7 protein-coding genes and 1 pseudogene are annotated in these 6,589 nt (G+C 37.8%); 5 read left to right on the top strand and 3 right to left on the bottom strand.

The genetic code is table 11. The annotated features are described in order from the left end of the window. Positions 1 to 687: 687 nt before the first annotated feature. From B5E95_RS10090 to B5E95_RS10075, 4 genes are all read left to right on the top strand, one after another. Positions 688 to 2,013 (top strand): SLAP domain-containing protein, encoded by a 1,326-nt coding sequence (locus tag B5E95_RS10090; RefSeq protein ID WP_087236540.1) that lies wholly within the window; start codon positions 688 to 690, stop codon positions 2,011 to 2,013. 325 nt (positions 2,014 to 2,338) lie between these two features. Next, positions 2,339 to 2,650, top strand: coding sequence for a hypothetical protein (locus tag B5E95_RS10085; protein ID WP_143437600.1), 312 nt, complete (start codon positions 2,339 to 2,341; stop codon positions 2,648 to 2,650). A gap of 174 nt (positions 2,651 to 2,824) precedes the next feature. Then, positions 2,825 to 3,106, top strand: coding sequence for a hypothetical protein (locus B5E95_RS10080; RefSeq protein ID WP_087236538.1), 282 nt, complete (start codon positions 2,825 to 2,827; stop codon positions 3,104 to 3,106). Then, positions 3,082 to 3,642: a hypothetical protein gene (locus tag B5E95_RS10075; protein ID WP_241146356.1), complete on the top strand. Its 561-nt coding sequence runs from the start codon at positions 3,082 to 3,084 to the stop codon at positions 3,640 to 3,642. The genes B5E95_RS10080 and B5E95_RS10075 overlap by 25 nt, the downstream gene beginning before the upstream one ends. 149 nt (positions 3,643 to 3,791) lie before the next feature. Here the strand turns inward: B5E95_RS10075 and B5E95_RS10070 are convergent, their stop codons facing one another. The 3 genes and pseudogenes from B5E95_RS10070 to B5E95_RS10060 form a co-directional block, all read right to left on the bottom strand. Continuing rightward, on the bottom strand, positions 3,792 to 5,153 hold the full coding sequence (locus tag B5E95_RS10070) for an SLAP domain-containing protein (RefSeq protein ID WP_087236536.1): 1,362 nt from the start codon (positions 5,151 to 5,153) through the stop codon (positions 3,792 to 3,794). A gap of 520 nt (positions 5,154 to 5,673) precedes the next feature. Next, entirely contained in the window at positions 5,674 to 5,943 is a 270-nt protein-coding gene (locus B5E95_RS10065) for a DUF2922 domain-containing protein (RefSeq protein WP_087236534.1), read from the bottom strand. Positions 5,944 to 5,991: 48 nt separating this feature from the next. Beyond that, positions 5,992 to 6,105, bottom strand: a pseudogene (locus B5E95_RS10060) (DUF1659 domain-containing protein); the annotation flags it as partial. 263 nt (positions 6,106 to 6,368) lie between these two features. On the opposite strand from B5E95_RS10060, the gene B5E95_RS10055 reads away from it, so the two are divergent. Then, on the top strand, positions 6,369 to 6,589 hold a 221-nt coding region (locus B5E95_RS10055; protein WP_162606890.1), incomplete at its 3' end, for a helix-turn-helix domain-containing protein.

Genomic DNA, 6,589 nt, shown 5'->3' with positions numbered 1-6,589 from the left:
TACAGGGAAGTCGAACGTATGTCTCTATTTTTAGAATAAAAAAAGCTGACTGCTAGGTCAGCTTGGCCCTATCCATCCCCGCATTAAAATACGGGGATTTTCGGGCGTTTTTCATTAAATGATAATACACAAAACTTAATAGTAATTTTGATAGATCCATATCATTTAGTCTGTCCTGTTGCTAATAGACAAAAAAATTTTAACAAAGATGAAAATCGACACTATACTTTCGAAAAATATAAAGAATGTAGACACTCGCTAAGCGACCTATTCAAAGAGAAATTTGATAATTCCGATTCAGTTCGCTACATTCACTTAAACGCCTTTGCCTCAAAATAAGCTCATGATTACTCAAAATCATGGGCTTTTTCTTTTGCATCCCTTACACTTAACATCCTCTATCTTCAGACCCGGATTACACGCGGCGGAATAAACCCACCCAATCCACCCCTAGCATATAAGACGAAAAATCACTCCACTAAAATCAAATTTAAGGATCACGTACACAATATACGTGGTTCAGGCATGACGCCTGTACGCATGCTGATTCTTCAGCAATGACTACTACCTCATGAGAGTTATAGACTCATGGATCTTGCTTTGAAGAATTTTGTACATTATAGGCTCCTTTCCATGCTGAACCTATGGCCTATTACATTTTTTATATTTCAAGGAGGAAAAGACCACATGAAGAAAAATTTAAGAATTGTTAGCGCTGCTGCTGCTTTATTAGCTGTTGCTCCTGTTGCTGCTTCTGCTGTAAGCACCGTTAACGCTGCTAGTGTTACTTCCGCTACTCAATTAGGTAAGGTACCTACTTTAGCTAATGGTGATGCTGTAAATGTTAAGCCAAATGTTTCATTAAACACAGTACATGGTTCAATTAAGGCAGCTATTTCTGTATCATTTGACGCTACTTTTAACGGTACTACTGCTACCTCAAACTTTAAGCCTGGATACTCAAACATCCAACTTTTCCACGGTAGCAAGGAAATTACTAATTTACAAGATGTTCATTACCTTACTGCAGGTTCAACTTACCGTGTTGTAATGAGCCATGTTGGTTTAAACTTTGGTTCACAAAACGCAAACAAGGAAATCACTTTAACTATGCCTGAAGGCGATTTCTTCCAACTTGCATCAAACAATACTGTTACAAACTCAAGAACTATTAAGCTTGACCAAAACGGTATTGTAACCTTGAACCAAGTTGCTATCAACGTAACTGCTAAGGACTTTGCTAACCCAGCTGTTGTTGCTTGGTACGACAGAGAAACTAACGTTAACGTAACTAGCGGTAACATTACTTTAGATGCTGGCTCAGATGCTGGTAAGATGAACGTTGCTCAATTTTTAGCTGCTGCAGAAAACAAGTATGTTGCACGCAACAATGCAGGTGACAAGTACAACAGTCAATCAAGTACTATTTCATGCAGCAACAACATCAAAGAAGCTTTAAAGGCTATGAACATTGATGTTGATGCTAATGGTTGGTTTGTTGCTCCTAAGTCATTTACTTTTGAAATGACTGTTTCAGCAAACAACAATGATGCTTCAGCTAAGTTACCAATTACTGTTACTGTTCCAAACGGTAAGGACGTAACTCCAGCTACTGTTCCAAGTCAAAGCAAGACTATTATGCACAACGCATACTCCTACGACAAGGACGCTAAGCGTGTTGGTACTGACAAGGTTACCCGTTACAACACTGTAACTGTTGCTATGAACACCACTAAGCTTGCTAACGGTATTTCATACTACGAAGTTATCGAAAACGGCAAGGCAACTGGCAAGTACATCAACGCTGACAACATCGACGGTACTAAGCGTACTTTGAAGCACAACGCATACGTTTACAAGACTTCAAAGAAGCGTGCTAACAAGGTTGTTCTTAAGAAGGGTACTGAAGTAACTACTTACGGTGGTGCTTACACCTTCAAGAACGGCAAGAAGTACTACAAGATCGGTGCTGACACCAAGAAGACTTACGTTAAGGTTGCTAACTTTGAATAAAAATTAGCCAACATTGACTAAGCGAGAAAACGAGGCATTGCCTCGTTTTTTCTTTTGCACTAAAAAGCTCATGATCTCAATAATCATGGGCTTTTTATACGTTTTCTATAATTCATAACTAATAAATAACATAAACCTTATATTTATGCATATTAATATAAACATGTGAGACCGTAAAATAGTTTGTGTAAGGATGAATTATTCCTTAATTTAATTTCCTAAAACATTAGAAAAAGGAGTTCCTTACGGTTTTAGAAAAGCATGGGAAAATCGCAAGTTAGTTGGTGGAGCACTAAAGGCAGCACATGTCCGTCCCGATTACCACTTGTATGATGATCTATTTCAAGAGGGTCTGATTGTTTACACCGAAATGCTCGAAGAATTAGCTACCGACAAGGCTCGCACGGAAATTGATAAGTTAAGTTTCAAGAAGGTTCTCTGGCAGCCATTGAATAGACTGAAGCGCGAACAGCGTGTATGTGAACGTAACACAGATATGAATGAAGCTTACGATCTTGGCGAAGAAGCCGATTGGAACAACTTAGTTGTCTTGAAGCAGGAAGTTAACAAGTTGAGTAAGATGGAGCAAGTTATTTTCTATGATCATTTATTTCTAACAAGAAGATCACAGAATTAGCCGCAGAATACGGCATCTCACGCAGAACCCTCACCCGTCTCAAACATGATTTGCTGATGAAGTTGCGGAATATGTTGGCGAAATAATTTATTTTGCCAGGAAAAAATGCCCCTTTTTTGCGTACTAAATAGTGGGAACTATTTTACTGATGTACAAGCTATTATGAGGTAAAATATGGGAAAAAGAATAACTCGATATCCTGGCATTACGCAAGATCTGGTATTTGGCCATGTGATGAGCAAGAAGAAAAATTGCTTGGAATTGCTCCGCCGCGCTTATCCTGAGTTGAATTTGCAGAAAATTAATGTAATCACTCAATATGACGGCAACATTGGTCTTGAGAGCAAAAACTTTCGCTTAGATGTCTGGGCACAAGATGACAAAGGTCGTATCTATGACATCGAAATGCAGACGACTAATAAGCAGAACGCATGCAGTATTACGCTGCGGGGTTGAACAACTTCACTTTGAAATCGGGCCAACCTTACACTAAGCTTAAATCTACTTACGTTGTGTTTTTCTGTACGTATGATCCATTCGATCAGGGTGAAAGCATGTATGAATTCAATTTCTTTGATCGCAAAACCAAGACTATAGAATTTAACGTAGGCATGCATATCAAAGTTTTCAACTCTAAGGGCAAGAACCGCGATCTTAACCAAAAGATGTTGGATTTCTTGGATTATATGAATGGCGTAATTAACCATGCTCAAGGCTATATTGCCGACTTGCAAAAGGATATCGATCATTATGTTAATAGTGGAAAGTGGGTCGATGACATGGATAAGTTGGCTTATGAAATGAATCAGGTTGCGATGAAGGCAGCAGAAAAGGCTACTAAAAAGAAAGCTATAGAATATACAATACGAGCTATTCAAGCTTTTAAACAAATCGGGCTGTCTTCTGAGGAAGTTTCTGAAAAAATGGTACAAATTTATGGCAACGATTTATCTGGTGATGAAATTAAGAAGTTAGTAGAAGAAAATTATTAGGTGAAAATTGTAATTAAGTAAAATAGTTCCTAGAAGCTGGCATGCATGAAGCGTGCTGGCTATTTTTATGCAAAAGAAAAAACGAGGCAAATGCCTCGTTTTCCCTTTATTTAGTTAGCGTGTACTAGCTATCTTGTTGACCAAGAATATTAGTCAAAGTTTGCAACCTTAACGTAAGTCTTCTTAGTGTCGTTACCGATCTTGTAGTACTTCTTGCCGTTCTTGAATGTGTATGAACCACCGTAAGTAGTTACAGTTTCACCCTTCTTAAGAACAACCTTGTTAGCACGCTTCTTTGAAGTCTTGTAAACGTATGCGTTGTGCTTCAAAGTACGCTTAGTACCATCGATGTTGTCAGCGTTGATGAACTTGCCAGTTGCCTTACCGTTTTCGATTACTTCGTAGTATTCGATACCGTTTGAGAACTTAGTCTTGTTCATTGAAACAGTAACAGTGTTGTAACGGGTAGCCTTGTCAGTACCTACACGCTTAGCGTTCTTGTCGTAGAAGTATGCGTTGTGCATAATAGTCTTGCTTTGACTTGGTACAGTAGTGTCCTTGCCGTTAGCAACATTAACAGTTACAGGTAAAGTAGCGTCAACACCATTAATTGATGAAGTTGCCTTTACATTAACTGAGAATGAAGTTGGAGCAGTAAACCAACCATTGTCAACTGGGATATTAGCAGCCTTTAAAGCAGCGTTAACATCAGCAACTACGGCCTTTTGGTCTGGCATTTGAGGTTCAAGCTTACCATTTGAAACTTGGAAAGCAGCAAAGTTCTTTAAGATTTCACTTGCAACAGTTGAAACGTTCAAACGACTGTTAACACCAGCAGTTACATTAACTGAACCTTCATGTACTTGTGAACCGTTTGAAACGTTGTAGAAGTTAATACCGTTAGCATTTGAAAGGTCAAGTGCGTTAACGTTTGAAACTTGAACTGAGATTGGGGTAGTTAAAGTACCATTTTGACCAAGTTCAACCTTTACAGTATCAGCAAACTTACCGTCAGCACCTGCAAATTTAACATTGCTGTTCTTTGAGCCAAGAGTGATAGTCTTGTTTGCGTTAGCAGTACCAAAGTTGAATGATACGCCACTTACAGTAACAGTATATGAACCATTAGTAAGTTTTGCAAAGTCAGTAACTGGAGTACCCTTTGAATCAGTAACAGAAACTTTACCATTCTTAGTATCTAAAGTACCAGTGTATGATTGGTCATTGTAACTAGCAGTAATGTTACCAGTAATGCTACCGTTAATAGTTTGTCCATTTACAGTAGAAGCTGCAGTAGCAGTAAGGTTAGGGGTTACATCAACATCGTATTTTGCATTAGCTGGAGTGTTGATTGCGGTACCACCAGCATTAATTACAGTGTTTGCTGTGTTAGTAGCAGTGGTTACAGCTGATGAGTTTGCAGCGTTAACAGAAACAGCAGAAGCAGCAACTGGAGCAACAGCTAATAAAGCAGCAGCAGCAGCGCTAACAATTCTTAAATTTTTCTTCATGTGGTCTTTTCCTCCTTGAAATATAAAAAATGTAATAGGCCATAGGTTCAGCATGTGATAGGAGCCTATAATGTACAAAACCCTTCGAAGCAGGATCCACGAGTTTATAACTCTCGCGAGGTAGTAGTCTTGCTGAAGAATCAGCATGCGTACAGGCGTCATGCCTGAAGCACGTCCTATTACTTACCACGATTCATATTGTACTAACCTGAGCAAAAAATAGCAAGTTAAATTAATTGAAAATCCCTTTTTGTAATATTTGCCCACTTTCTTACCCCGCCGCGCATTTTCGCCTCCCTCAACTTTTCAATTAATTCAATCGTAGTCATAACAAGAAAAGGCGGACTTCCGTCCGCCTTTAATTTTTTATTTATTTTTTAAAATTTTACAAACATATAACAAAATCATCTGAAAAAAGTAATATTTCTATACGATTTCTTTAAAACATTTTTGTGTGTAGTTATCTTATTTTCTAAGTAATTGTCTAATTATTTTAATGATTTCTAACAGCAAAGACAGATTAGTTTTGCTTATCAGCAGATGCTGATTCAGAATTTGCGCCATCATTAAAGATGTCACTAACAGTACGTTCAACATATGAAGCAGATTGTGGAGTTTCGTAATATGCAACACCGTCTTTCTCAAAGACGTTAGCTGATGCAATAGTGTTCATCGCTTGACGAACTTGTTCTTCAGTAAGGTTATCTACAGCGTCAGCTAAAGTAATGCTGTTCTTCTTATTTTCACCATTTAAAAAAGTTAATTTCAAAGTTTTAGTAGTTGTAGCCATTTATTTTCTCCTTATTTCCTTATTATTAGTAGTCCAATTTTTGTCTTATTCAGCTGCAGCGCCCTTCTTCACGTTCTTGATCATGCGACTCTTAAGTCCATTAGTGTATCTCTTATTGCCAAATGTATATTGGATTGATTGTTCTGCTAATTCAAAGTTCATAATTTTCTCCTACCTTATTTAATAATTTGATTTGAATTGTTGTAATCAACCTGCCGGCCAGATATCTTACACTATTACTAACAATCTGAGATCCAAAAATGAGCCAAAGTTTTTAACGAAAAGCGCCCGAAAATCCCCGTATTTTAATGCGGGGATGGATAGGACCAAGCTGACCTAGCAGTCAGCTTTTTTATTAAAAAATAGAGACATATGTTCGCTTATCCTGTAAAATATAAATATCTAATCTATGAGGAGGCGAAATCATGAAGAGAATGAGCAGTTTAGCCTATCATTTTGGTATCAAACTACGCTTTTATCCTAGTTCTAAGCAAAAGAAAATCATCAAGCTAAACTATGATGCGCAACGCTTTGTCTACAACTCTTATGTAGGACGCAATCGAAGCAATTATCATGCTAAGCACTACTTAGCTGTTAGACAATATCAAACAATATCTTTTGCCTTTTCTGCTCTTAATAGCTATGA

It is taken from the genome of Lactobacillus gallinarum (genome assembly GCF_002160635.1).
GTDB lineage: Bacteria > Bacillota > Bacilli > Lactobacillales > Lactobacillaceae > Lactobacillus > Lactobacillus gallinarum.
This window is presented reverse-complemented; position numbering and strand designations above follow the sequence as displayed.